Source organism: Ruegeria sp. D7 (assembly GCF_056534355.1).
In genome coordinates this window covers 126,239-150,978 of the sequence record NZ_JBQFPG010000001.1, presented here as the reverse complement: position 1 = coordinate 150,978, position 24,740 = coordinate 126,239, and the positions used below count along the sequence as shown (strand labels likewise).

The window sequence follows — 24,740 nt, the reverse complement described above, 5'->3', positions numbered from 1 at the left end:
GGGATGAAAATCGCATTCATAGGGCTTGGCAATATGGGCGGCCCGATGGCTGCCAATCTGGCGCGCGCGGGTCATGACGTGATCGGATTTGATCAAGTTGATGTCGCCGTTGAAGGCGTGGCCATGGCGTCTTCCGGCGCTGCCGCAGCTGCGGAAGCCGACGTGGTTATCACCATGCTTCCCAACGGGCAAATTCTGCGCGCTGTGGCCGATGAAGTTGTCCCTGAAATGCAAGACGGCGCGGTTCTGATTGACTGCTCTACGGTCGATGTCGACAGCGCCCGCGCGGTGGCGCAGCAAGCTGCTCAGGCTGGTCTGCTATCAGTCGATGCACCTGTATCCGGCGGGATTGGTGGGGCCGCTGCAGGCACTTTGACCTTTATGGCCGGTGGATCTCACGCAGCTTTTGCCAAGGCGGCTCCGTTATTTGAAATCATGGGGCAAAAAGCGGTTCACTGCGGTGAAGCTGGCGCGGGTCAGGCCGCCAAAATCTGCAACAACATGATCCTCGGCGTGACGATGATCGCGACCTGCGAGGCATTTGCGCTTGCTGATAAACTGGGATTGGATCGACAAAAGATGTTCGATGTCGTCAGCACGTCCTCAGGGTACAGCTGGACAATGAACGCCTATTGCCCTGCCCCCGGCGTTGGACCCGAAAGCCCATCCGACAATGACTATACCCCCGGTTTCGCCGCCGAGCTGATGTTGAAAGATCTACGTCTCAGCCAACAGGCTGCTGAGAGTGCGGACGCTGATACGCCCATGGGACAGGTTGCGACAAAGCTATATGAACAGTTTGTCGAACAAGAAAATGGCTTGGGTCGCGATTTCAGCGCCATGTTACCGCGATTTGAGAAGCGGTCCAGAGACTGAACAACCTCAGAACGCAGCGCTCTACGAAGCACCAGAGAAGAAAATTCGCAGCATTTTCTTCTCTCGCTCTGTTCCTATTCGGCAGCTACGGCTTGCCCATCCAGCATTGGCTTCAGATAACGCCCAGTGTGGCTAAGCTCACATTCAGCGACGTCTTCGGGCGTACCCTCAGCCACAATCTGACCTCCGCCATCGCCACCTTCCGGGCCAATGTCGATTATCCAGTCGGCGGTTTTTACGACATCGAGATTATGTTCGATGACAACAACCGTATTTCCTTGGTCGACCAGTTCGTGCAGGACTTCCAACAGCTTACGCACGTCCTCGAAATGCAGACCCGTTGTGGGTTCGTCCAGAATATACAGCGTTCGACCCGTTGATCGCTTGCTCAGTTCTTTAGAGAGCTTTACACGCTGCGCCTCACCACCGGAGAGCGTGGTCGCCTGTTGACCAACTTTGATGTAGCCGAGCCCAACGCGAGCCAAGGCATCCATCTTGTCACGGATCGATGGCACCGCTTTAAAAAACTCCTGCGCATCTTCCACTGTCATATCAAGTACATCCGCGATGGACTTACCCTTGAATTTGATCTCAAGCGTCTCACGGTTGTATCGCGCGCCTTTGCAGGTTTCGCAGGTGACATAAACATCAGGCAGAAAGTGCATCTCGATCTTGATGACGCCATCACCCTGACACGCTTCGCACCGGCCGCCTTTGACGTTAAAGCTGAACCGCCCGGGCTTGTATCCACGCGCTTTGGCTTCTGGCAACCCGGCAAACCAGTCTCGGATCGGGGTGAAAGCCCCGGTGTAAGTCGCTGGATTTGAACGTGGAGTCCGGCCAATGGGTCGCTGATCTATGTCGATAACCTTGTCCAGATGCTCTAGCCCTTTGATCGTTTCACAGGGCGCCGGTGTCTGGCGAGCGCCGTTCAACCGCATCGAGGCGGTTTTGAACAAAGTCTCAATCGTCAGCGTCGATTTTCCACCGCCAGACACACCGGTCACACAAACAAATTTTCCCAGCGGAAATTCGGCCGTAACGTTCTTGAGGTTGTTTCCCGTCGCCTTAACAACGGTCACTTTCTGCTTCTTACCCTTTCGCCGCTCAACCGGCACCGGGATCTCGCGTGTGCCCGAAAGATATTGACCGGTGATCGAGGCCGCATCGCCGGCGATATGCTCGGGCGTACCGTGGCTGACCACCTGTCCCCCATGCACTCCTGCACCGGGACCGATATCAAACACATAATCCGCCTCGCGAATGGCCTCTTCGTCATGTTCAACGACGATGACCGTGTTGCCCTGGTCACGCAAATTCTTAAGCGTTCCCAGCAGACGATCATTGTCGCGTTGGTGCAGACCAATCGATGGCTCGTCGAGCACATACAATACCCCGGTCAGGCCCGAGCCGATCTGGCTCGCCAGACGGATACGCTGACTTTCACCTCCGGACAGGGTGCCACTTGAACGAGACATCGTAAGATATTCTAATCCAACATTATTCAAAAAACCCAACCGCTCGCGAATTTCCTTGAGAATTGCGCGCGCGATCTCGTTCTTTTGTGCGCTCAGATGATTTGGGGCATCCTCAACCCAGGCCAGCGCCTCGCGGATCGACATTTCGACGACCTGCCCGACGTGCAAACCCGCGATCTTGACGGCCAGCGCCTCAGCACGCAGACGGTAGCCTTTGCATGTGCCGCAGGGTCGGTTGTTTTGATAGCGCTCGAATTCTTCGCGAATCCAGGCGCTGTCAGTCTCGCGATAGCGGCGCTCCATGTTGGGGATGACGCCTTCAAAGCTTCGGGTAACCTGATAGACGCGGCCACCTTCATCATAACGGAACTGGATCTCTTCATCACCAGACCCGCGCAGAAACACCTGCTGGACTTTCTTGGGCAAGTCCTTCCAGGGAGTGTTCTTGTCAAACTCGTAATGTCGCGCGATAGCTTCGATCGTTTGCAGAAAATACGGTGATTTACCCTTCCGCCAGGGCGCAAGCGCCCCGTCATAGAGTTTCAATGTCTGGTCCGGCACGACCAGACGTTCATCAAAGAACAGTTCGACCCCAAGCCCGTCGCAATCGGGGCAAGCCCCAAAGGGCGCGTTGAATGAGAACAGGCGCGGCTCGATCTCGGGGATGGTGAACCCACTGACCGGGCAAGCAAAATTCTCACTGAATGTGATCCGTTCCGGGTCGCCCTCCTTCGGTGCGGTTTCGAGGATTGCGATCCCGTCCGCCAGATCCAGTGCGGTCCTTAGGCTGTCGGCCAGGCGTGTTTCCATGCCTTCTCGTACCACCAGACGATCGACAACGACGTCGATATCGTGGCGGAACTTCTTGTCCAGTGTCGGCGGCTCATCCAATTCATAGAACTCACCATCTACCTTGACGCGCTGAAAACCCTGCTTGCGCAGCTCAAGGAATTCTTTCCGATATTCACCCTTCCGATCACGAACGATGGGGGCCAGCAGATAGCCGCGCGTGCCCTCCTCCATCGTCATGATCCGGTCGACCATGTCCTGCACCTGCTGCGCCTCAATTGGCAATCCTGTGGCCGGGCTGTAAGGCGTACCAGCACGGGCAAAGAGCAAGCGCAGATAGTCGTAGATCTCGGTTACGGTGCCCACGGTCGAACGCGGGTTTTTTGAGGTCGTCTTCTGCTCGATCGAAATCGCGGGGCTTAGTCCGCTGATGTGATCCACATCGGGCTTCTCCATCATATCGAGGAACTGGCGCGCATAGGCCGACAGGCTTTCGACATAGCGGCGCTGCCCTTCGGCATAGATCGTATCAAATGCCAAAGAAGACTTTCCCGAGCCCGACAGGCCAGTGATCACCACCAGCTGATCCCGTGGGATGTCGACATCAATGCTCTTGAGGTTATGCTCGCGCGCACCGCGCACCTCGATATTCTTCAGCTCAGCCATTCAGGCCCCCAACAACCAACGTCACTCAGAGATAGGCGAGAGCGGCTGAGTCTCCAACCAAAAAATTAGAACAAAGTAAGAACAGGCGATTTTTCGACACTCGGCTTAAGCACTGGTTTTCTTAGCCAGAGCCCATGCGCAGATTGGAAAATCGGGATCGTTCTCCAAATTGTCTGTCTCAGGGTCATAAACAGGAGGCCATTCAAGTTCGAGATTGCGCAAAGCGGCGTGCCGATTGCCCCACTGTTCGGCCCGGATGAGATCCGGGTCGAACCCACACTCAGTGAGCAGGTTTTTCAATCCGCGCGCAGACCAGCGCGAACAGTCATGCGGAGCAGCGTGAAACGGAATGAAGAACGGGACGGCCAGCCAGAAATACCCTCCGGGTCTTAGCATCTCTAGCACGTTCAGCGTGGCTTCAACCGGGCGATCCAAGTGCTCCCACACCTGATTGGCCAAAACCAGATCGACCTTTCGCACCTGCTGTTGTTTGTTCAGAACAGGTCCGGTGCAGATATCATGTTGCTTATGCCAAATCTGTTCATAGCTGCAAAATCCAAATTGCTTACCCCACGAACCAGAAATCTCAATGACATCAAGTGTTTCCGGCTTCAGGCCGCGGACCCACTGCCGGCTGCGCCGTGCCATGATGACTCGATTTAGACTGGTCACTGCTTGCCCCTGATGTTTTGCAGGCAATAAACCATAAGATCAGTAAGATGTCGGCACAAAAAAACGCCCACAAGGGCGTATGACTTTCTAAATCGAAGGAAATGGCGCGGTTGACGGGGCTCGAACCCGCGACCCCCGGCGTGACAGGCCGGTACTCTAACCAACTGAGCTACAACCGCGCATTTAGGGTCTATGTGCGATCCGTTTGCCCGGATCAAAGGCTGGCAGCGATGGCGCGGTTGACGGGGCTCGAACCCGCGACCCCCGGCGTGACAGGCCGGTACTCTAACCAACTGAGCTACAACCGCCCACTGCCCGTTCATCTCTGAACGTTGGGGTGTATTATGGCTACACCCCGGCATCGTCAAGCGGCGTTTTCAAGTTTTTTGCTCGAACCTGATTTTTTCCGATCTATCCGACTTGGCGGGCAATGTGTGAAAACCGGATTTCGTCTGACGCGCTGCAATTTGAACGCTTTGAACTTGCGGCGAAACACAAGCCGCTGTATCAAACGCCGCTATGGGTGATTAGCTCAGTGGTAGAGCGCTTCGTTCACATCGAAGATGTCAGGAGTTCAAATCTCTTATCACCCACCATATTATTCAAATGCTTATGCGACATAGTTGAAGCGTTTTGGAACCATTTAGTTCAACGCTGCGAGCACAATGCTGTCATCCTCCGACATACACGCCGGATTTAGGACGATAAAAAACCTTTTGGTCATGCAGACGCCCCAGAAGGTCGTGTGCCTTGCGCACAAAGTCTTCACGGGTTTCCCTTTCTTCTACCCTCTCGTCAACAGGGACATTCGATCTGGAAGCTATGGCATGTCGCATGGCCTCTTCGATTATATCCATATCTTCGACCGAAAGCTCGAACATATCATTGTACAGAGGCATCCTGGGTTCTCCTACCTTGGCACAGACGACCAGCGTGCCTCATGTTCCGAGTCGATTCCACTTCAAATACCTATTGCCGGCGATCGCGTTTCGAAGAACACGCCCAGCAGGATTTAGAAGATGAATCGGGCAGACCTCGTTTTCACGAATTTTCTGCATGATATGTGGCACTTGCCATGTTTCCCGTGGCCTGCTTATCCTGATGTCATAGCCACCAATAAGGCACCCCTCTTTGGGCGAGAAATAACATGGCGAAACTGAAGCGGGAAATTGGCCTGGTCGGCCTGACCTTCATTTCGGTTGGAGGAATCATTGGGTCAGGCTGGCTTTTCGGCCCCCTACTCGCCGTGCAACACGCAGGCCCCGCCGCGGTTCTTTCTTGGATTATTGGCGCCGTTGCGATGTTCATACTGGCAATAACATTCGCCGAGATTTCAGCGATGTTACCTATCCCAGGCGGAATCGCACGCGTCCCTCAGTTCTCACACGGCAACATCGTGTCGATGGCGATGGGATGGACGGCCTGGATTGGCTACAACACCACCGCTCCGATCGAAGTTGAAGCCATGCTTAAATACCTCGCGCCCTACGCGTCATGGCTCCACGCCGCAGATACCGGCGAACTGACCGGCGCTGGTGTTTCGGTCGCCTTGCTGTTCATGTTGCTGTTCGTCGCTGTGAACGCACTGGGCGTAAAATTTTTTGCACAGGTAAATGCAACGCTGACCTGGGCCAAGATTGCCATTCCGATAGTATTGTCCGTGTTGTTGATCGCGACCCGCTTTGACGTGCAGAATTTCTCCGCCCCTGACGGTTTCGCCCCCTTCGGCCTGAAAGGCATCATGGCCGCAGTATCAACCGGTGGGGTGATCTTTTCCTTTATAGGTTTCCGGCATGTTGTTGATATGGCAGGAGAAGTTCGAAACCCAAAATTCGACATCCCGGCCGCTCTGGTTCTGTCCATTGTATTATGTGCCTTGATCTACCTTGGATTACAGGTGGCCTTTATCGGCGCGCTTGATCCCACAATGATCCGCGATGGCTGGGCGAGTCTCAGCTTCGGTGGGCAAGGTCCGTTGGATGGCGTCATCATGTCCGTCGGGATATTGTGGTTCCTCAGCTTGCTGAACGTCGGGTCGGTCATCGGCCCGTTTGGCAATGGGTTGGTTGCAACAGGATCGAACGCCCGTATCGCTCTGGCCCTGTCGCAAAACGGGTTCCTGCCGAAACGTTTGCAGATCTTGTCATCGTTCGGAGTACCGCTTTGGGCCTTGGCTCTCAACTTTCTGATTGGCACTCTGTTTTTACTGACGGTCCCGTTCGCAACCGTAATCGCCCTGAACGGGGCCGCCATTGTGCTTTCATTCGCGGTCGGCCCAATCGCCGTGGTGTGCTTACGCGATCTGATGCCTGACCGCCCGCGCTCAATCCGTATTCCCGCCGTCAAACTTGTCGGGCTCACGGCCTTCGCGATCTCTACCCTGATCGTCTACTGGAGCGGATGGGACACGGTCTGGAGGCTGGGAATTGCACTGCTCATCGGCATGGCGCTGCTGCTGATCCGCTTTCACAATCGGCTCGATGAAATGGACGCAACCGAGGCGCTTTGGCTGATGCCCTATTTCTGTGGTTTGGGGCTGATTTCTTACATGGGTCAGTTTGGAGAAGGCGCGCAAAAGCAGATCCCGTTTGGTTGGGACATTGTGCTGTGTGCGGCATTTTCAGCGGTGATTTTTGCGCTCGCCGTACGCTCGGCGCTGTCGGACAAAAAATTCCAGGCTTACATCGAAAACGAAGAGGTGCTGGACCCGACCAAACCTGTCATTGGACTTTGAACAAAAAAAGGCGGGGAATGACCCCGCCTTTCTAATTAATCTGTTTCAGGGTTAGTGGGCTGTTGCCGACGGTCCTGCCCCTTCGGCCGCCTTGGCGGCAGCGGCAGCGGCCTCTTCAGCGGCCTCATCCCACTCAATTGACCCGGGCTTACGTATCAACGCTTGCTCCAGTACTTCCGAGACGTGTTTGACCGCGATGATCTCCAGACCTTCTTTCACGTTGTCGGGGATATCTGCCAGATCCTTTTCATTCTCTTCGGGAATGAGGACGGTCTTGATCCCGCCACGCAGGGCAGCCAGCAGTTTTTCTTTCAGCCCGCCAATCGGCATCGCGTTGCCGCGCAGCGAAACCTCGCCTGTCATGGCGATGTCCTTGCGCACAGGAATACCGGTCAGGACCGAAACAATCGACGTCACCATAGCCAAGCCCGCAGACGGACCATCCTTTGGCGTCGCACCATCGGGCACGTGCACGTGGATATCGATTTTGTCGAACTGCGGCGGTTTAACCCCGATCTGAGGCGAAATTGATCGGACGTAAGACGACGCCGCGTCGATCGATTCCTTCATCACATCGCCCAGCTTACCAGTGGTCTTCATCCGCCCTTTTCCGGGCAGTTTCAGAGCCTCGATATGCAGCAGATCACCACCGACCGAAGTCCAGGCCAAGCCAGTGACTACACCAACCTGATCGTCCTGTTCAGCCAAGCCATAACGGAACTTGGGCACTCCAAGAAAATCATCCAGATTGTCGGGCGTCACCTTTACGGTCTCCGCCTCTTTCTTGATGATCTTGGTCAACGATTTCCGCGCCACTTTGGCGATTTCGCGTTCGAGGTTCCGCACACCCGCCTCGCGGGTATAGGTGCGGATGATCGATTGCAGCGCCTCATCGGTCAGCTCAAACTCCTTGGCTTTCAGACCATGGTTTTTGACCTGTTTGTCGATCAGGTGTTGCTTGGCGATCTCGCTCTTTTCCTCTTCGGTGTAACCGGCCAGCGGGATGATCTCCATCCGGTCTAGCAGAGGCCCAGGCATGTTGTAGCTGTTAGACGTGGTCAGGAACATCACGTTGGACAGGTCATATTCGACCTCAAGATAATGATCCATGAACGTGTTGTTCTGTTCCGGGTCCAACACCTCCAGCATCGCCGAGGCTGGATCGCCACGGAAATCCTGCCCCATCTTGTCGATTTCATCGAGCAGGATGAGAGGGTTTGTGGTTTTCGCCTTCTTCAGCGCCTGAATGATCTTGCCGGGCATCGACCCGATATAAGTCCGACGGTGGCCACGAATCTCAGATTCGTCGCGCACACCACCCAGCGAGATGCGAATGAATTCGCGCCCCGTGGCTTTTGCGACCGATTTACCCAGCGAGGTTTTACCCACACCCGGAGGGCCAACAAGGCACAGGATCGGGCCTTTCAGCTTTTTCGAGCGCTGTTGAACCGCCAGATATTCGACGATCCGCTCTTTGACTTTCTCAAGTCCATAGTGATCGGCGTCCAGAATGTCCTGCGCGCGACCCAGATCCTTTTTAACGCGAGATTTGGTGCCCCACGGCAGTGACAGGATCCAGTCCAGATAGTTGCGCACAACGGTCGCTTCAGCCGACATGGGCGACATGTTCTTGAGCTTTTTCAGCTCACCTTCGGCCTTTTCGCGCGCCTCTTTCGACAGCTTGGTCTCGTTGATCTTGGCTTCCAGTTCGGCAACTTCGTTGCCGCCGTCCTCCCCATCGCCAAGCTCCTTCTGTATGGCTTTCATCTGCTCATTCAGATAGTACTCGCGCTGCGTCTTCTCCATCTGGGATTTGACGCGGGTCTTGATCTTTTTCTCGACCTGCAGAACCGACATCTCGCCCTGCATCAGGCCATAGACCTTCTCAAGCCGCTCGCTCACCGAGAGCGTCTCAAGCAGTTCCTGTTTCTGTTCAACCTCGATGCCCAGATGACCTGACACAAGGTCGGCCAACTTTGCAGGCTCGGTGGTTTCACCAACAGCGGCCAGCGCTTCTTCGGGGATGTTCTTGCGCACTTTGGCATAGCGCTCGAACTCATCGGCGACGGTGCGCAGCAGTGCTTCGGTCGTGGTGACATCGCCCGGGATTTCAGTCAGATACTCGGCGCGGGCTTCAAAAAACTGATCGTTTTCAAGAAATTCCGTGATCTGCACACGCGCCTGCCCCTCGACCAGCACCTTGACGGTGCCATCGGGCAGCTTCAACAGTTGCAGTACATTGGCCAGAACGCCCGAGCGGTAGATACCGTCGATTTCCGGATCATCCTCACCGGGATCAATCTGGCTGGACAACAGAATTTGCTTGTCATCCTGCATCACCTCTTCCAGGGCGCGGACCGATTTGTCACGGCCCACGAACAGCGGCACGATCATATGTGGGAAGACCACGATATCGCGCAGCGGCAGGACGGGGTATGAGGAATTCAGAGGCTCTTGCATGCTCTATCCTTATCATTGGCAAGACGGCGCTGGTCCCTGATTCAGGCAACCTTTGGCCATCTCCTGTCTTGGACAATAAAGGTGGGGCACCTGTTCCCCCATTTCAACCTCATCGTCGTTTGTCGTGATGCAGCATGACCCGATGATTTGGGGACTTCAAGGCATCCAATAGACATATCCACCGATTTTAGCGAACCCAGCATTAAAACGGGCAACAAATCATCCAGCGTGGGTCAGAACACCCTTTGCTTAGCTCGGGACAAAAAGAAGCCATGACCGACTTCGTTTCTACATTCCAAGCCCTTTTTCGAGGAATGGCAAACGAACCCGCCAAACTCTCCGGTTACGCCGTAGTCTGCACGGTCAAATCCGTCCCGGTTATGGCTGACTGGTTGGCACAGCATGCGGACGGCGCCCGTATTGGTCATGAAAAAATCATGTCCCCAGTCCGACTGACAATCCGCCGGGCGCGGGAACGCAGGCGCACCACTCCGCTCAATTATGGTGCAAGACAGGTCCGAAACACTCGCCCCCTGCCCGACGACACACTGAATATTCTCGGACGGGGTTTCGAAGGTCCAGACATCCGCAAGAGATGTCGATGCGCAAAGAACGATTGCGATAGAAACAATAAAGCGAGGCATTGAATCCTCCTGAACAAAACAAATGAAAATGGTAAATAATGCGCGAACAGTATAGCAAAAAATACCGCGTTTGTCACCGCAATGGCCACAATCTACAGCGGTTCAATATCGCCTTGCTCCCGAAGCGCGTGGAATTGCGATTGCCACTCTGCGAATGTGCCCTGTGAAATCGCGTCCCGCATTCCCTGCATGATTTCCTGAAAGTAATGCAGATTGTGCCAAGTCAGCAGCATGCCCGAGATCATCTCATTCGAGCGGAACACGTGATGCAAGTAGGCCCGAGAATAACTTGAACAAGCGGGGCATGTGCAGTTCTCATCCAGCGGGCGTGGGTCGTCAGCATGGCGGGCGTTCTTGATATTGACCACACCGTAACGCGTGAACACCTGCCCGGTACGCCCCGACCGCGAAGGTAGAACGCAATCCATCATATCTATCCCGCTTGCAACGGCACCTACGATATCATCAGGCTTGCCTACGCCCATCAGATAACGCGGTTTATCCTGGGGCAAGAAGTCAGGCGCATAGTCAAGGCAGCTGAACATGGCCTCCTGCCCCTCACCCACGGCAAGGCCGCCGACGGCGTAGCCTTCAAAACCGACCTGCTTAAGTGCCTCGGCACTTTCTTCCCGAAGATCTTGTTCCAGCCCGCCCTGCATGATCCCAAACAGGGCATGTCCGGGGCGGTCTCCAAACGCTTCGCGCGACCGCGCGGCCCACCGCATCGAAAGGCGCATGGACTCGGCGATACGGTCGCGATCGGCGGGCAGCGCAGGGCATTCATCAAAGCACATGACGATGTCCGAGCCCAAAAGGCGTTGGATTTCCATCGACCGTTCCGGCGTCAATTCGTGCTTCGAGCCATCGACGTGAGATTTAAAGGTCACGCCCTTCTCAGTCAGTTTACGCAAACCCGCCAGCGACATCACTTGAAACCCGCCCGAATCCGTCAGGATGGGGCGGTCCCAGTTCATGAATTTGTGCAGGCCTCCCAAACGATCAATCCGCTCGGCCGTGGGGCGCAGCATCAGATGATAGGTGTTGCCCAACAGAATATCGGCACCCGTGGCGCGCACACTTTCCGGCATCATCGCCTTGACGGTCGCGGCTGTGCCCACAGGCATGAACGCCGGCGTCCGCACCTCACCGCGCGGCGTGTTGATCACGCCTGTGCGGGCCTTGCCATCGGTGGCTTTCAGGTCGAAAGAAAATTGCTGGGTCATGGTAACGCCTTGGATCGCTGAACCGGGCAGGCTTTGCCCGATCTGCAAGGGCATTGCAACCCGTCAGGGCAGCGAGGCTACACGGTCCGTAAACAGGCGCACCACCCCTGCCCCATCGACATCCCGGCACACTCGCACTGGTGGCCGTGCAGGGTCAGGACGAGTCGCACCGATCTCAGCCCCGTCCAACGCCACCTGCAAACCCGTTTCGACCATTTCGAACATCGGTTCATGGGTGCAGGCGATAACGGCAGTCGAGTCATGCAGTCCGCACCCTTCAAGCCCACCGATCTCTTTGTAGAACTTTAAATAGAAGCGCGAGATATCACGCAGAAAACCACCCATGTCAGGGGAACGTTCAGCGAGCGCCTCAAAATCAGCGGTCTCGTAGAGCGTTTTCAGAGTCACATCCAATCCCACCAGAATCGTAGGCGGCGGCGCGGCAAAGACTTCGTCCGCAGCTTTGGCATCGTGATAGATATTCGCCTCGGCATGTTCGGTGATGTTGCCCGGGCAGAATACAGCACCACCCATGATAACGAGCTTGCCAAGATTGTCCGCAAACTCGGGGTCCAATCGCATGGCATCAGCGATATTGGTCAATGGCCCAACCGCACATACAACCAGTTCACCGCGATGGGTGCGCGCCATGTCGACCAGAAACTCTGCGGCGGACAGGGCGTGGTTTTCACCGATCTCTTCAATCTGGGTCAGGTCACCAAAACCTTCGGGGCCATGCACATGTTCCGAAGGTGAATGCGTGGTCTCTCCCAAAGCGAATGGCGCGCCTTGGGCCACGGGAATGCCCAGCCCTAGTTTGTCCACCAGAAACCGCGCATTGCGGCTGGATTGATGCACATGGGTGTTGCCGAACACGGTGGTCAGGCCGATCAGGTCAATTTCGGAGGCAGCGGCGGCATAGGCAATGGCCATTGCGTCGTCGATGCCGGGGTCCGTATCTATTATCAGTTTCATCCTCGTCCGATAACGCAAACACCAGTGGGATGCAAAGCTGCCACAAAAGGGAATTTCTGGCCGGTATGAACGCTTTCACAGATTTGCATTCCAGCCTGTACAATCCATACCAGAGTTGAAATTGAGCGATTCAATCCCAATATGTATACCATAGTACACAATAAATGAGGACAGTATGATAGAAGACCAGATTATCGGACTGATTACTTCGAACATTATCTACCTGCTGGCAGCGGCGCTTATTGCCATTGTCATCTTCAAGGGCATCAAGATCGTGCCTCAATCCGAGAAATACGTTGTTGAACGGTTTGGCCGCCTGCATTCGGTGCTTGGGCCCGGGATCAATTTTATCGTTCCTTTTCTAGATGTTGCCCGCCACAAGATATCCATCCTTGAGCGTCAGTTGCCAAACGCAACGCAAGACGCAATTACCAAGGACAATGTTCTGGTGCAGATCGATACCTCGGTGTTCTACCGCATTCTCGAGCCGGAAAAGACAGTCTATCGCATCCGCGATGTCGACGGTGCGATTGCAACGACTGTAGCCGGTATCGTCCGCGCCGAGATCGGCAAGATGGACCTGGATGAAGTGCAATCGAACCGGGCGCAACTAATTGAACGTATTCAGGAAAGTGTCGAAACCGCCGTTGACGATTGGGGGATCGAAGTAACCCGCGCCGAGATTCTGGACGTAAATCTTGATCAGGCCACTCGTGACGCGATGTTGCAGCAATTGAACGCCGAACGTGCCCGCCGCGCACAGGTGACCGAGGCCGAGGGCCAAAAGCGTGCCGTTGAGCTGCAGGCAGATGCCGAACTTTATGCGGCAGAGCAGACCGCCAAGGCCCGCCGAATCTCGGCTGAGGCCGAAGCTTATGCGACTCAGGTCGTGGCAAAGGCCATTCAAGACAACGGGCTGGAAGCGGCACAGTATCAGGTTGCGTTGAAACAGGTGGAATCGCTGAACGCCCTAGGCAACGGCACCGGCTCGCAGACCATCGTTGTGCCTGCAAACGCCCTTGAAGCCTTCGGCAATGCCTTTAACATGCTTAAAGGAGGAAAATGATGGCCGATCCATTCTGGCTGACGTGGTGGATTTGGTTGGCCGGAGCGCTTGCTCTGGGCATCCTTGAGGTCGCGCTGCCCGGCTTCATTTTCCTGGGTTTTGCCATCGGTGCAGCCATTACCGGAGTGGTTTTGCTGATCCCTGGCCTCACGCCATCCCTGCCTGTTCTGCTGTTGATATTTGCCGTTCTGTCACTGGTCGCATGGCTGGTTCTGCGCCGTATGTTTGCCTTGCCGCACGGCCAAGTCAAAACCTTCAAGCACGACATCAACGACTGATCTGTCGTGGCGCCCAAATCAGGCGCCACGGCACCTCTGGACGCTGCCCGGCACTTTCCCTATATAATTTCTCAGGTAACAGACCCGAGGCATCAATGACCCACCCCAGTGAACAGTTCGAAGGCAGCCCCCTAATCGCTCCCTCGACCATCGATCACCCGCTCTACGAACCCGTGGTCGAAGCTTGCCGGACGGTGTTTGACCCAGAAATACCGGTCAATATCTACGATCTCGGTCTGATCTATACGATCGACATCACCGGAGAAAACGCGGTCAAGGTGATCATGACCCTCACTGCGCCAGGTTGTCCTGTCGCAGGCGAAATGCCCGGTTGGATCGTGGAAGCAATCGAACCCGTTGCAGGCGTCAAAGAGGTCGACGTCGAACTGACTTGGGAGCCACCTTGGGGCATGGAAATGATGTCAGATGAAGCCCGGCTTGAGCTGGGTTTCATGTAACTCTCGATTTACTCACAAAAAACATGGCGATGTTACAAAACGGTGTACTGCGTGTTACTTAACCGTTTTCATGTTGTCACAATGCTGGGTCACAAGGTCCTCAGGTACTGACCCAGTGATTAAGCATTCGTTTTTCGATCTGCTGGACGTGCTGGCGCAGGATGTCGAGTCGCGGGCGTCTTATCCGATTGCCCCGCTAAATTGACATACTTCGTGAATTGCATGGGCCTCTGACCATAGCCATCCCCCATTCAATTGGCCCATTCCGGGCCGCTCTTGCCCGAGAGCGGCCCTTTTTGTTTGATTATTCTATGTTACAGGTCGATTTGATTTCAGCAGCGCGCGCGTCCAGCTCTTTTATATAGTCGCCTGACAGCATCTTCAGGTGCTTGCTCTCGGTTCCTGTGACGAGACCCAGCAAGGCACCGGCAGGGAGGATCGAGAACACGCTTTCAGCCTGCTGGTCCTCGGCATGTTTCTTTTCAGCTGCGATTGCGCGCAGATCACCAGGTGCGGTAGCACAGTTGACCGGGTGCCGTTTTGTGTCATCTATCGCAAATGCCGCAGACGCGGACGCCAGCAACATAGATGTGAAAATGGCTGCTCCTGCCCAGTTCTGCGCTCTCATCGATCCAACCCTCTCTGGAATGCCTGTCCTTTACTTCAGATACGCTAAAGCTTTGCGCACCATCGTGACAACCCTGCTCGGAGCGTGTATTTGAACAGGCTCTCTCTTGAGCCCGGCGCGTGTCGGCCTTAGATTAGAGATAACGCGCGATAACGGAGCCCACCATGTTTGGCATTCCCGGCAAACAAGCCGTGACCATGACACCTAAAGCTGCTGAACAGATTGTTCGGCTTATGAAATCCGGCGGTCACACCGGATTGCGCATCGGCGTCAAGAAAGGCGGCTGTGCGGGGATGGAATACACCATGGACTACGTCGATGACGCCGACCCGAACGACGAAGTGGTCGAGCAGGATGGCGCGCGTGTAATGATCGCCCCCATGGCACAGATGTTCCTGTTCGGAACCGAGATCGACTACGAGGTTTCACTGCTTGAGGCCGGGTTCAAGTTCCGAAACCCGAATGTAGTCGATGCATGCGGATGCGGAGAATCGATCAAGTTCGACGAAACCTTGGTTGAACAACGCTAACTCGCAGCTTTTAGGTGGACGTAGGTCTCATTAAATCGCCGCGTCAGGTGCTCTCCGGCGCGGATCGTGGCGTATGAACCCGGCGGCGCAACATTTGTGTCGTAAGAAGGATTAAAGAACAACGGAACCGAGATCCTCTCGTTCACGCTGCCTTTGACCCTATGCTCGGTCGCTTTGACTTCTCCTGCGGTCCAAAACTCCAGCATTTCCCCGAAATTGATGATGAATTGTCCCGGTGTGGCGTTTACAGCTTGCCAATCGCCATCAGGCATACGAACTTCCAGACCCGGTGTGCCGTCCGTGGCCAACAAAGTCAGGCAGCCATAATCCGTATGCGCGCCGATACCAAAGTCCTTTTCTCCTGCCCAATCAGGGCGTTGCGGATAGAAGTTACCGCGCAGCAGCGCCATTGGCGTATCAAAGGCCGCATCAAAACTGTTTGCATCCCTACCGATGGCAAGCGCAATCGCGCGCAAAACGCGAATGGCAACTGAGCAGGCGTCTGAATAGTAACTCTGGATCGTTCTCCGAAACGCGTCGGCCCCGTCTGGCCAGAGATTTGGGGCATACACACTTAATCCACGCCCCGCATAGGGATCATCGGCTAGCAGTTCAAAACCGCTATCAAAGACTTCTTTGAAATCCGGGTTCGCCCTGAGATCCACCTGTTCGGAACGCGGCGCACCCCAACCGCGGTTGGCACCCGTAGCTGCCATATCGACGCTCTGCTTGATCTCATCGGGCTGACGAAAAAAATCGCGATAAGTGTCGATCACCTGCTTCACACGGGCGGCATCAAGGCCGGAATTGAAGATCGTTAGAAATCCGATCTGGCGAACAGCGCGTCTCAGCTTTTCCATCTCAGCTGGATCACGCAGATCCAATTTGGCGAGATCGAGATCGTCTATCATGCCATCCTCCGCAACAACGCGCGCAATGTGTCCTGACAAGTAGCGCTATGCAACCGGAATTGTCAGCCCCGCCTGCGGGTGATATCCGAGGGTTCAAAGCAGAAAACCGGAGGGATCGCGATGCGGCGTAAGTTGGCGGCAGGCAACTGGAAAATGAACGGAACTGGCATTGCGCTGAGCGAGTTGGAAGCGTTGAAAGCCTCGCACCCATCTTCTGCGGTAGAAATCCTGATATGCCCACCAGCCACTTTGCTTCATCGCGCGGCAAATACGGTTGAAGGTTCGGGCATTACCTTCGGTGGCCAAGACTGCCACGCGGCGCTCTCGGGTGCGCATACCGGGGATCTGAGTGCCGAGATGCTGTTGGATGCAGGGGCAAGCTCAGTGATCCTTGGCCATTCCGAGCGCCGTGAAGATCATGCTGAGCAGAACGAAGACATCCGTGCCAAAGCCCGCACCGCCATGGATGCAGGCCTGAAGACGATCATCTGCGTTGGTGAAAGCCTTGAACAGCGCGAAGCAGCAAATACTCTGGATATCATCGGTGGACAGATGTCGGGTTCGATCCCGGATCAAGCGACAGGCGAGAACCTGATTGTCGCATATGAGCCGATCTGGGCCATCGGCACCGGTAAGGTTCCAACTTTGGAAGAGATCGGAGAAGTGCACGATTTCATACGCGCACGTCTGGAACGCCGATTTGGCGAAGGTGTCGGCCGGTCAGTCCGCCTGCTGTATGGCGGATCGGTCAAACCCGGTAATGCTGCCGAGATTTTTGGCGTTTCAAATGTTGACGGAGCGTTGGTGGGTGGCGCCAGTCTGAAAGCAACTGATTTCTCGGGCATCATTCAGGCGCTTGAAAGCGCCTGATCGCCAACCTCATTCGGCAATATCTTCGGCCCAAAGCGCGGGCTTCTCTTCGATAAATCGCTTCATCAATGTAATGCAGTCCGGGTCATCTGCGATGATGACCTCTACACCGCGATCGCGCAGGAAGTCCTCATTGCCGCCAAAATTCACGGTGTCTCCGATCACAACACGCGGGATACCGAACTGTACGATCGTGCCAGAACACATCATGCAAGGCGACAGCGAGGTATAGAGCACAGTATCGCGATAGGTCTTCTGCCGCCCTGCCTTGCGCAGCGCATCCATTTCCCCATGGGCGATCGGGTCGCCCAGTTGGACACGCTGATTACGCCCTCGCGCGACGACCTCACCACCCCGCGCAAGCACTGAACCGATTGGGCAGCCTCCTTCGTCAAATCCAGCTTTCGCCTCATCATAAGCAACGCGCAGCAAGCGTGCATCGGTGTCGGTCAGCATATGCAGGTGTCCTTTGTTCGGAGTTGTTCGCAAAGCTGCCCGACACCACTACGGCGGTCAACGCTTAGGCCAGTTTCATGATGACCAAACCCGTCACGATTAGAATCGCAGCGCCGATCCGCATGGGCGTCAGCGCTTCACCCAGGAACAGGATGCCAACAGTGAACGCCCCTACTGCGCCGATCCCGGTCCAGATCGTATAGGCGGTGCCAAGCGGCAGATCCCGCATGGCCATTGCAAGCAGGCCAAATGACCCGATCATCGCAACACCCATGATCGCCGTCGGCCACAGCCGCGTGAAACCAGCGGTCTGTTTCATCGCGACGGCCCAGACGATTTCGAGGAGGCCAGCAAACAACAGTAATACCCAGGGCATAAGAACACCTCACTTTCCGAGATCGGGTCGTCCCGAATAATCGTCCATGATGGTGAGGTCGTCCTCTGACCCTCAGATATGCGTTTGGGCATCAGTTTCAAGACAAAAAAACCGGGCGGATTACACCGCCCGGTTCACATGCTCGGTTCAACCGATCTAGTTGGTTATGATCTCAGGCCCCATGAATGTGTTGGGCAGGAATGTCGAAATCCACGGGATATACGTAACCATGATGAGGAAGACGAACAGCACGGCCAAGAACGGCAACGCTGCCTTCACAACACTCATCATCGGCATACCCGCTACGCCCGAGGTTACGAACAAGTTCAACCCGACCGGAGGCGTGATCATCCCGATCTCCATGTTCACCACCATGATGATGCCCAGATGGATCGGATCGATGCCCAGCTCGATGGCAATCGGGAACACCAGGGGGGCCACAATGACCAGCAGACCTGAGGGCTCCATGAACTGGCCACCGATCAACAGGATCACGTTGACCACAATCAGGAAAGTGACTGGCCCCAGACCCGCCGACAGCATAGCGCTTGCGATATGCTGGGGCACCTGCTCATCCGTCAGCACATGTTTCAGGATCAGCGCGTTGGCGATCACAAAAAGCAGCGTAACGGTTAGCTTGCCGGCCTCGAACAGCGTATGCTTGGTGTCGGGGTGCACAAAGGCCGTGATCAACGCATAGGGTTTCTTGAGCAGCGAGATGTTCCGCGCATCCCCTTCGGTGCTGAGCGGACCCATATCCTTGTAGACAAAACTTGCGATCAGGAACGCATAGACGGCAGCAACAGCCGCGGCCTCGGTCGGGGTAAAGATACCTCCGTAGATACCGCCGAGGATGATGACGATCAGGAACAGACCCCAACCGGCCTCGCGTGCTGACGTGAAGACTTCGCCCCAACCTTTCCAATCGCCTTTGGGAAGGTTCTTGACCTTGGCCATGACGTAAATGGTGATCATCAGCATCAGACCAGCCATCAAACCCGGAATAACGCCCGCAAGGAACATCCGCCCGACCGAAACCTCCACGGCTGCCGCATAGACCACCATCACGATTGATGGCGGAATCAGAATGCCCAGTGTCCCTGCGTTACAGATCACACCGGCGGCGAATTCCTTGGAATAGCCCACCTGACGCATGCCAGCGATGACGATCGATCCGATGGCCACAACTGTCGCCGGAGACGAACCGGACAAGGCCGCAAACAACATACAAGCGAAGACGCCAGCAATTGCCAGACCTCCGGGCAAGTGCCCCACACAAGCGATCGAGAACCGGATGATCCGCCGCGCCACTCCACCTGTGGTCATGAAAGATGACGCGAGAATGAAAAACGGGATAGCCAAGAGGGTGAAATGCCCCTCAAATGCCTCGAACAGCGTGCCAGCGACCGAAGCCAATGAGCTGTCGGAATAGATCAGCAGGAAGAGGGTCGAGCTGAGACCAAGTGCCACCGCGATCGGAACGCCGATCAACAATAGGCCAATGACCATCGAGAAAAGTAGTACGACGTCCATCAGTCATGCTCCCCCTGCTGGGCGCGGACTTCTTCGATCTCGTCCTCAACCTCGTGGCTAGCTACAAGGCGATCAGTTTCACCGCGCCAAATCTGTACTGCGACCTGTGCGAAACGGATCACCAGCAGCAACATCGAAAGAGGCAGAACGAAATACGGAACGACCTTGGGCAGTTTCTCGTAATATTCGCCATAGTTGATCATATCTTCCAGAAACCGCAGCGGCGCGACCATCGGGATATCATCAACTTCATAGAAGCTCTGGCTGCGCGCACTCATGTCAAAGCCGGTCGGAAACCAGCGACCCGAGGTGGGCGGCAGATCGGCAAACACTGCCCAGTAGTCATACGAACCCTTGAGCAGGAGCAGAGAAAACACCAGACAGCAAGCAACCGCTATCAACGCTAAAACCCGGCGTGGCGCGGGGGCCAGCATGTTCAGGATCGCATCAACACCCAGATGTGCATGCTTTTTCACTGCATAAGACGCACCCAGCAGCACCAACCAACCGAAGGTGAATACTGTCAGTTCCAGCGCCCAAAGAATGTTAGAATTGAATACAAACCGCGCGATCACATTGGCGAAGGTGACAATTGTCATCAGACCCAACAGGCACGCAATCATGGTTTCTTCGATATGGTCGACCAGCCCGCCTTGGCCGGGTTTCGCACCAGACATCTCTCTGTCCCCGCATTTTTTTGATGAGAGTGGTGGGAGTGTGGCGGGCCATTAAGGCCCGCCCAGCCTATGCGTCCATAACTCCCCAGTCCCCGGACGCGTGGCTTGAACCGGGATCAGAACCCGGCGTTGATCGCCTGTGCGGCGTCGATCTTGTCCTGACCAACGTCACCGGCAAATTTGTCCCAGACTGGCTTCATCGCATCGACCCAGGCCTGGCGCTGCTCGGGGTTCAGTTCCCGGATGATGCCCCCTGCGTCAGTGATCGAAGCCTTGGCAGCTTCGTTTACGGAAAAGGCCTCCTTGTTACGGGTCTCGGTCACTTCGGCGAGAATCGTCAGGAATTGATCGCGAACTTCAGGCTCCAGGCTGTCCAGCCAGTCAACTGAAGTTACAACCAGATAATCGATGATACCGTGGTTCGTTTCTGTGATGCCGTCCTGCACCTCGAAGAACTTCTTGCCGTAGATGTTCGACCAGGTGTTTTCCTGCCCGTCAACAACGCCCTGTTGCAGAGCACCGTACACTTCCGAGAACGCCATCTTCTGAGGGCTGCCACCAATTGCTTCCATCTGGGCAACCAATACGTCCGAAGACTGAACGCGGAACTTCAGGCCGTTCGCATCCGAAGGATCTTCCAACGGCTTGTTCGCAGACATCTGCTTCATGCCATTGTGCCAGAATGCCAACCCTTGAAGGCCGCGGCGCTGCATGCTGTCTTTCATCGCCTGACCATCAGCCGAGGCTTGGAACGCATCCACAGCATCGATGTTCTTGAACATGAACGGCAGATCGAACAGGCGGAATTGCTTTGTAAATTTCTCGAACTTCGACAGTGAGGGCGCGGCCAACTGCACGTCGCCCTGCAGCATCGCTTCAAGAACCTTGTCATCGTTGTAAAGAGTGGAGTTCGGATAAACCTCCATGCACATCACGCCGTTCATCTCGTCATTGACGCGCTGCTCAAGCAGCGAAGCGGCGATGCCCTTGGGGTGTTTGTCCGTATTGGTCACATGCGCAAACTTCACGACGATCTCGCCATCATCGCAAGCTGCTACACCAGCGGTCGCTGTCACGGACAGTGCGATTGCGGTTGCTGCCGTTGTCAGGAATTTCATCAGTCTTATCCTCCCAGACTTCCCTAAAACTTCCATCGAGCGCCCAATCAGCGCCGTATGTTGCGGAGTGAACCGAATCGGCTCCTCACTCTCAACATTTTGTTTAGATGTTGCTGAAATCTGTTTTTTCCAAATAATTTCTTACCGTTAAATGATGTTCGTTATAAATCTGGTGTTTCGGCAGAACTACGCTGTGCGATTTTTCGCACAGGCAGTCAGCACCTTGTGCGAATTTCCGCACAATATCCGAATCGATGCGAGCGAATCGCTCGCTTAAGCCACAGCGCAACCGCAGCCCGCCCTAGTGGAAGCGTTTTGCTAACGACGATAGTCTTCTGGCCTAATGTGGTAGCGGGTCAGCTTGTCATAAAAAGTTTTGCGCGGCAGCTTCAGTGCCTTGGCGGCATCCGCAGCCTTGCCATTGTGGCGCCCAAGGGCTGCAATCAGCAAAGACCTCTCAACACGCGCCAATTGCTCGCTCAACCCCAGATCAGCGGCCTGTGCAACCTCATCCGGCATCCCCAACACAAACCGCATTGCCGCCGACATCAACGATCGGGCATTGCCCGGCCAATCCTGCGCCATCAGCGAGGCCAGATGCTCGGGTGTCACTTCAGGTTCTGCAATCCCGGCCTGCTCAGCGGCCTGCGCCACATAACGGCGAAAGATGACGGGGATATCCTCGGGCCGTTCTGACAGCGCCGGGATACGCACCCGCATGACGTCCAACCTATAGAACAGATCGGCATTGAATTTGCCCTGTGCAGTAAGGTCAGACAAATCAGCCGTTGCCCCCGCGATGATTCTGGCTTCCGTCCCTTGTTCGATAAGTTCCAGCGCGGCGTATTGCGTGGCATCCGACATCGCCGAGATCTCATCCAGATACAGCGATCCGCCTGCCGCGTCCTTGCAGACACGCAATAAATCATCCGGGTTCAGGCCTGAGGCAGGGCGTTTGACAAATGGCCCCTGTCCAACCGGAGACATCAGATGGACAACTTCAGCGACCTTTGAAACTCCGCTACCCGCTGGCCCGGTAACCAGTACCTCGGCCCGTGTTGGCGCTACGCTCCGCACTCGCTCACGCAAGGCCTCGGCTTGATCTGACAACCCGAACAGCATGCGTGCTGCGGGATCGCCACGCTCAAGTTCGCGCCGTTGCTCGCGTTCCTGCAGAATTTCTGCGCGCGCTGCGAAGGCTCGCTCGAGTACCGCCAATAAGTCCGCTGCTGCACAGGGCTTTTCCAGAAAATCAAATGCTCCCTGCCCCATGGCCTGTACCGCCATCGGGATATCGCCTTCACCTGTCAGCAATACCACCGGAAGCTCAGGATCAACCTCGCGCGCGTATGCGAGCAGATGAAACCCATCCCGCCCCGGCATGCGAATATCTGAGATGATCACACCGCCGAAGTCACGATGAATATGATCCTTTGCGGCCACGAAAGATCCCGCGGTGACCGGTTCATACTCGGCCAATTCGAGGGTTTGCGCCAAGGCCTCACGTACGGCGGCATCATCATCGACCAAAAGCACTTTGCGGATCATGCTGCCTCATCTTCTTCAAAGGGTTCCAGTTCAACCGTGAATTCAGCACCCTCGTCCGTGTTGGCACCGCGAATATCCCCCCCGAAGCTCTGAACCAGACCGTAGGATATCGACAGCCCCAGACCCATCCCCTCGGACGACCCAACCGTTTTTGTGGTGTAGAACGGCTCAAACACGCGGTCGGGATCCTCGATGCCGGGTCCGGTATCCCGCACCGACACGCGAATAGGCTTCCCCCCTGACAGAGTGACCAATATCCTGCGCGTCGGTCGATCGACCATCGCATCCGCTGCATTATTGATTAGGTTCACAAACACCTGTACCAGTCGCACCTCTCCACCCCAAGCAAAGACCGCATCCTTTGGCGGCACCCACTCCAACGCGACATTCTCATCGCGCAGGCGCGCCTCGGTCAATTCTGTGGCAGTGTTCAGAACCTGAACCAGATCAACGCGCCCCATTGGTTCGCTTTCATTTCTCGCAAAGGCCCGCAGGTTCTTGATGATCCGCGCCATGCGTGCGGCCATATCGGAAATGCGGCCCAGATTTTCGCCAGCTCTCTGGCCCTTGCCGCGCTCAAGAAAGGCGGACCCGTTGTCGGCGAACTGCTGAATCGCCATCAAGGGCTGGTTCAATTCATGACTGATGCCAGCCGACATCTTGCCCAAAGCGCTCAACTTACCAGCCTGAACCAAATCGGCCTGCGCTTGTTTGAGCGCGGCCTCCGCCTCCTGCCGCTCGGCAACTTCGTGGCGCAAAGCGCTATTAGCCGCCGTCAAGGCGCGCGTACGTTGCGCGACCCGGCTTTCCAGCACGGTATTTGCCTCTGCAAGTGTCCGACGGCGTTCCGAGGCCAGAAACAACAAAGCACCAAAGGCGAAACAGATCGCCGCAACCGCCGCCGCCTGCAACCCCGCCAACCGACGCGCCGGAGCGACATCAACCAGCATCTCTGCGGTCATCGCAATCACCGGAAGATCGAGCGTTAGATGCAAGGCGCGACGGGGCAGATAGCGACCCCAATCGAGCTTCCACACTTCATATCCCGCAATCCAGGTTGAGGCGAAATCGACATTCTCACCTTCTGGTGACATCAGGCCTTGCTGCCCTTGCCCGCGGCGCCATAGCAGCAGATCCGAACGGTTCGAGATAAAGACAACCCCATCCGTATCAACGAAAAACACCGCATCGGTGCTACCGCGCCAAGTTTGTTCAACGTCCTGCACATCGGCCAGAACCATCAACGCGCCTTGTATCTGCCCCAATTCCCCAAATGCAGGGGCCGCATATGAATAGATGCGATCGCCGCTTGCGTCTTCGACCCCATGCGCGCTGCCCAAGGCACCTTGCATGGCGCGCTCGAAGGCCGGATGTGCGGACATATCGCGCTGCGTCACCGGTTGGGCCGCGACAAGAACCTGACCCTCCGGATTCAGGTACATAACGTTAACGGCAGCGGTTTTGTCTGCCACATCCAGCAGCACCTTTCGGGCGGCCCGTTGCTGTTCTGATGTTTCTAGCTCCTGCAAAGCAGGATGATCCGCCATCAAGGCGGCCACTTCCTGATAGACCTGCATTTGCGTGCTCAGACGGTCGGCGGCCAGTTCCAAATCAGCCTCGGCCTTCTCGCTCAGTTGCGACAGGGCCTGACGATAGCCATAAGTCCAGACCGCCGCTGACAGCAATCCGACCGCGCATAAGAAACCGGCTATGATCCAAAAACGTTGCATATCTAGGGTCTTGCATTCAGCAGCCGCCATGGCAAGTCTGCACC

23 protein-coding genes and 3 tRNA genes are annotated in these 24,740 nt (G+C 55.7%); 8 read left to right on the top strand and 18 right to left on the bottom strand.

What is annotated here, in order from left to right:
- The first annotated feature begins 3 nt into the window (after nucleotides 1–3).
- Entirely contained in the window at nucleotides 4–876 is an 873-nt protein-coding gene (gene mmsB / locus ACRZ9U_RS00725) for a 3-hydroxyisobutyrate dehydrogenase (protein ID WP_170405509.1), read from the top strand.
- Between the two features lie 74 nt (nucleotides 877–950).
- On the opposite strand, the gene uvrA is transcribed toward mmsB, so the two are convergent.
- The 4 genes from uvrA to ACRZ9U_RS00705 all read right to left on the bottom strand — a co-directional run bounded on the left by uvrA (nucleotide 951) and on the right by ACRZ9U_RS00705 (nucleotide 4,789).
- On the bottom strand, nucleotides 951–3,809 hold the full coding sequence (uvrA, locus tag ACRZ9U_RS00720; RefSeq protein WP_170405506.1) for an excinuclease ABC subunit UvrA: 2,859 nt from the start codon (nucleotides 3,807–3,809) through the stop codon (nucleotides 951–953).
- Nucleotides 3,810–3,914: 105 nt separating this feature from the next.
- The gene (locus tag ACRZ9U_RS00715; protein ID WP_170393203.1) at nucleotides 3,915–4,481 is read right to left on the bottom strand and encodes a methyltransferase domain-containing protein; all 567 of its coding nucleotides are present in this window, start codon (nucleotides 4,479–4,481) and stop codon (nucleotides 3,915–3,917) included.
- 102 nt (nucleotides 4,482–4,583) lie between these two features.
- Nucleotides 4,584–4,660: transfer RNA gene (locus ACRZ9U_RS00710), tRNA-Asp, on the bottom strand.
- 52 nt (nucleotides 4,661–4,712) lie between these two features.
- A tRNA-Asp gene (locus tag ACRZ9U_RS00705) sits at nucleotides 4,713–4,789 on the bottom strand.
- Nucleotides 4,790–5,002: 213 nt separating this feature from the next.
- On the opposite strand from ACRZ9U_RS00705, the gene ACRZ9U_RS00700 reads away from it, so the two are divergent.
- Nucleotides 5,003–5,077, top strand: a tRNA-Val gene (locus ACRZ9U_RS00700).
- A 75-nt stretch (nucleotides 5,078–5,152) separates the two neighbouring features.
- On the opposite strand, the gene ACRZ9U_RS00695 is transcribed toward ACRZ9U_RS00700, so the two are convergent.
- Complete coding sequence (locus ACRZ9U_RS00695; protein WP_170405503.1) at nucleotides 5,153–5,380, bottom strand: hypothetical protein; 228 nt, start codon at nucleotides 5,378–5,380, stop codon at nucleotides 5,153–5,155.
- A 248-nt stretch (nucleotides 5,381–5,628) separates the two neighbouring features.
- On the opposite strand from ACRZ9U_RS00695, the gene ACRZ9U_RS00690 reads away from it, so the two are divergent.
- Complete coding sequence (locus ACRZ9U_RS00690; protein ID WP_170405500.1) at nucleotides 5,629–7,215, top strand: APC family permease; 1,587 nt, start codon at nucleotides 5,629–5,631, stop codon at nucleotides 7,213–7,215.
- A 51-nt stretch (nucleotides 7,216–7,266) separates the two neighbouring features.
- Here ACRZ9U_RS00690 and lon read toward each other — a convergent pair whose 3' ends face one another.
- The 4 genes from lon to ACRZ9U_RS00670 all read right to left on the bottom strand — a co-directional run bounded on the left by lon (nucleotide 7,267) and on the right by ACRZ9U_RS00670 (nucleotide 12,517).
- Nucleotides 7,267–9,675, bottom strand: coding sequence for an endopeptidase La (gene lon / locus ACRZ9U_RS00685; protein WP_480901223.1), 2,409 nt, complete (start codon nucleotides 9,673–9,675; stop codon nucleotides 7,267–7,269).
- A gap of 233 nt (nucleotides 9,676–9,908) precedes the next feature.
- A complete protein-coding gene (locus ACRZ9U_RS00680) occupies nucleotides 9,909–10,319 on the bottom strand; it encodes a DUF6636 domain-containing protein (RefSeq protein ID WP_170405494.1) in 411 nt (136 codons plus the stop codon).
- A gap of 92 nt (nucleotides 10,320–10,411) precedes the next feature.
- Nucleotides 10,412–11,542 carry a tRNA guanosine(34) transglycosylase Tgt gene (gene tgt / locus ACRZ9U_RS00675; RefSeq protein WP_480901284.1) on the bottom strand — a complete coding sequence of 377 codons (1,131 nt, stop codon included), beginning with the start codon at nucleotides 11,540–11,542 and terminating at the stop codon, nucleotides 10,412–10,414.
- A gap of 63 nt (nucleotides 11,543–11,605) precedes the next feature.
- A complete protein-coding gene (locus ACRZ9U_RS00670; RefSeq protein WP_170405491.1) occupies nucleotides 11,606–12,517 on the bottom strand; it encodes a nucleoside hydrolase in 912 nt (303 codons plus the stop codon).
- 175 nt (nucleotides 12,518–12,692) lie between these two features.
- Between ACRZ9U_RS00670 and ACRZ9U_RS00665 the strand changes: the two genes are divergently transcribed.
- The 3 genes from ACRZ9U_RS00665 (at nucleotide 12,693) to ACRZ9U_RS00655 (ending at nucleotide 14,319) form a co-directional block, all read left to right on the top strand.
- The gene (locus ACRZ9U_RS00665; protein WP_170393209.1) at nucleotides 12,693–13,583 is read left to right on the top strand and encodes an SPFH domain-containing protein; all 891 of its coding nucleotides are present in this window, start codon (nucleotides 12,693–12,695) and stop codon (nucleotides 13,581–13,583) included.
- A complete protein-coding gene (locus ACRZ9U_RS00660; RefSeq protein WP_170405488.1) occupies nucleotides 13,583–13,861 on the top strand; it encodes an NfeD family protein in 279 nt (92 codons plus the stop codon). The genes ACRZ9U_RS00665 and ACRZ9U_RS00660 overlap by 1 nt, the downstream gene beginning before the upstream one ends.
- 95 nt (nucleotides 13,862–13,956) lie before the next feature.
- Nucleotides 13,957–14,319 (top strand): SUF system Fe-S cluster assembly protein, encoded by a 363-nt coding sequence (locus ACRZ9U_RS00655; RefSeq protein ID WP_170393211.1) that lies wholly within the window; start codon nucleotides 13,957–13,959, stop codon nucleotides 14,317–14,319.
- 304 nt (nucleotides 14,320–14,623) lie between these two features.
- On the opposite strand, the gene ACRZ9U_RS00650 is transcribed toward ACRZ9U_RS00655, so the two are convergent.
- Nucleotides 14,624–14,947 (bottom strand): hypothetical protein, encoded by a 324-nt coding sequence (locus tag ACRZ9U_RS00650; protein ID WP_170405485.1) that lies wholly within the window; start codon nucleotides 14,945–14,947, stop codon nucleotides 14,624–14,626.
- A gap of 164 nt (nucleotides 14,948–15,111) precedes the next feature.
- On the opposite strand from ACRZ9U_RS00650, the gene ACRZ9U_RS00645 reads away from it, so the two are divergent.
- On the top strand, nucleotides 15,112–15,477 hold the full coding sequence (locus tag ACRZ9U_RS00645; RefSeq protein ID WP_170405482.1) for a HesB/IscA family protein: 366 nt from the start codon (nucleotides 15,112–15,114) through the stop codon (nucleotides 15,475–15,477).
- Here the strand turns inward: ACRZ9U_RS00645 and ACRZ9U_RS00640 are convergent.
- Nucleotides 15,474–16,388, bottom strand: coding sequence for an isopenicillin N synthase family oxygenase (locus tag ACRZ9U_RS00640; RefSeq protein ID WP_170405478.1), 915 nt, complete (start codon nucleotides 16,386–16,388; stop codon nucleotides 15,474–15,476). The genes ACRZ9U_RS00645 and ACRZ9U_RS00640 overlap by 4 nt on opposite strands.
- A gap of 120 nt (nucleotides 16,389–16,508) precedes the next feature.
- On the opposite strand from ACRZ9U_RS00640, the gene tpiA reads away from it, so the two are divergent.
- A complete protein-coding gene (gene tpiA, locus ACRZ9U_RS00635) occupies nucleotides 16,509–17,258 on the top strand; it encodes a triose-phosphate isomerase (RefSeq protein ID WP_170405475.1) in 750 nt (249 codons plus the stop codon).
- A 9-nt stretch (nucleotides 17,259–17,267) separates the two neighbouring features.
- Here tpiA and ACRZ9U_RS00630 read toward each other — a convergent pair whose 3' ends face one another.
- The 7 genes from ACRZ9U_RS00630 to ACRZ9U_RS00600 all read right to left on the bottom strand — a co-directional run bounded on the left by ACRZ9U_RS00630 (nucleotide 17,268) and on the right by ACRZ9U_RS00600 (nucleotide 24,696).
- Nucleotides 17,268–17,714 carry a nucleoside deaminase gene (locus tag ACRZ9U_RS00630; protein WP_170405472.1) on the bottom strand — a complete coding sequence of 149 codons (447 nt, stop codon included), beginning with the start codon at nucleotides 17,712–17,714 and terminating at the stop codon, nucleotides 17,268–17,270.
- Nucleotides 17,715–17,778: 64 nt separating this feature from the next.
- Nucleotides 17,779–18,090, bottom strand: a complete 312-nt coding sequence (locus tag ACRZ9U_RS00625) for a DMT family transporter (RefSeq protein WP_170405469.1) — start codon at nucleotides 18,088–18,090, stop codon at nucleotides 17,779–17,781.
- A 156-nt stretch (nucleotides 18,091–18,246) separates the two neighbouring features.
- The gene (locus ACRZ9U_RS00620) at nucleotides 18,247–19,623 is read right to left on the bottom strand and encodes a TRAP transporter large permease (protein WP_170405466.1); all 1,377 of its coding nucleotides are present in this window, start codon (nucleotides 19,621–19,623) and stop codon (nucleotides 18,247–18,249) included.
- The gene (locus ACRZ9U_RS00615; RefSeq protein ID WP_170393219.1) at nucleotides 19,623–20,300 is read right to left on the bottom strand and encodes a TRAP transporter small permease; all 678 of its coding nucleotides are present in this window, start codon (nucleotides 20,298–20,300) and stop codon (nucleotides 19,623–19,625) included. Before ACRZ9U_RS00615 ends, ACRZ9U_RS00620 begins: the two co-directional genes overlap by 1 nt.
- 116 nt (nucleotides 20,301–20,416) lie before the next feature.
- The gene (locus ACRZ9U_RS00610; RefSeq protein ID WP_480438504.1) at nucleotides 20,417–21,418 is read right to left on the bottom strand and encodes a DctP family TRAP transporter solute-binding subunit; all 1,002 of its coding nucleotides are present in this window, start codon (nucleotides 21,416–21,418) and stop codon (nucleotides 20,417–20,419) included.
- Between the two features lie 318 nt (nucleotides 21,419–21,736).
- Nucleotides 21,737–22,966, bottom strand: a complete 1,230-nt coding sequence (locus tag ACRZ9U_RS00605) for a sigma-54-dependent transcriptional regulator (RefSeq protein ID WP_170405463.1) — start codon at nucleotides 22,964–22,966, stop codon at nucleotides 21,737–21,739.
- On the bottom strand, nucleotides 22,963–24,696 hold the full coding sequence (locus tag ACRZ9U_RS00600; RefSeq protein ID WP_170405460.1) for an ATP-binding protein: 1,734 nt from the start codon (nucleotides 24,694–24,696) through the stop codon (nucleotides 22,963–22,965). The genes ACRZ9U_RS00605 and ACRZ9U_RS00600 overlap by 4 nt, the downstream gene beginning before the upstream one ends.
- Nucleotides 24,697–24,740: the final 44 nt, after the last annotated feature.